This window comes from Thiomonas delicata (genome assembly GCF_900088825.1).
Lineage (GTDB): Bacteria > Pseudomonadota > Gammaproteobacteria > Burkholderiales > Burkholderiaceae_C > Thiomonas_A > Thiomonas_A delicata.
In genome coordinates this window covers 1-1002 of sequence record NZ_LT592176.1, presented here as the reverse complement: position 1 = coordinate 1002, position 1002 = coordinate 1, and the positions used below count along the sequence as shown (strand labels likewise).

The following is a 1002-nucleotide window of genomic DNA, read 5'->3' as shown; positions in this document are numbered from 1 at the left end:
CGCAACACGCGATGCCGGGCCAGTCGCCACAGGTTCACCCTCGCCCGCAACAGGTGGCGCCACCTCCGGCATCACCGTGAGCACGCGAAACGGCGTAACGGCTGTAACGCGTAACGGCGTAACCAACGAGGCCAAACTCGGCGACACGCCGGTTACAGCGTTACACGGTTACGACGACCAACGCCCGCTCGCACCCTCTCGCGGTCTGACCACCAGGGCATCGAGCCTCCATCTGCGTGACGCCATTTTCGAACGGTCCCTTCGGCTCGCAAACAGATTTAGGGTCATCCGCACCATCGACGTCGCCGCCGCTTGCTTTCCCGAGCGCCCATTCAAAGCTTCCCTGACAGCAGCCCAACGGGCGGTCCGCGGCATGGTCAAGCGTGGCCTTCTGCGTCGTTACAGGACCGACCGATTCCAGACGGTCTACGGACTCACGCAGCCCGGCGTAGATTGGCTCGGCGACCATGGCCACGACGCCGCATCTTCAGTGCGAAGGGTCAGCGATATGACCAATCCCGAACACCGATTGTGGGCCCAATTTCTTGTGGTTTGCAGCTGGGCGCGAGGCCTCCGTGCGGTCACAGAATCCGAGCTCCTGCATGACCTCAATGCCAATGCCAAAGCTGGCACGCGCAATGGGAGCAGCAAGGCCGTCCAAGGTTACATCACCGTGAACGTCCATCGCCGCGGCGCCTCTGTCCGCAAGCACCTGCGCCCAGATGCGGTCGCGTTCGATGTGGAGGGGCGAGGCGTCACATGGTTCGAGGTCGACCGCAGCAAGCGAGGCTCCGACCGCCAGGCCGACCTCGCGGCGTTGGTGGGCGCGATTGGCAACAAGCTCGCCGATGGGCGGGTGCTGCGCCGCGTTGTCGTCATGTGCAAAACCGAGCGCATCGAGCGTGACGCGGTCCGTGTCGTCGAGCAGCTCGCGGCTGCTTGCAATCAGCTCGTGCTGACCGAAGGGCGTAGGCACATCCGGCGGCAGAGTGATGGCGTCTA

1 protein-coding gene is annotated in these 1002 nt (G+C 64.2%); it reads right to left on the bottom strand.

The features are described 5' to 3' along the window. Window positions 1-487 precede the first annotated feature (487 nt). The coding region (locus THIARS_RS18730; protein ID WP_186436764.1) for a hypothetical protein at window positions 488-1002 on the bottom strand (515 nt) is incomplete at its 5' end.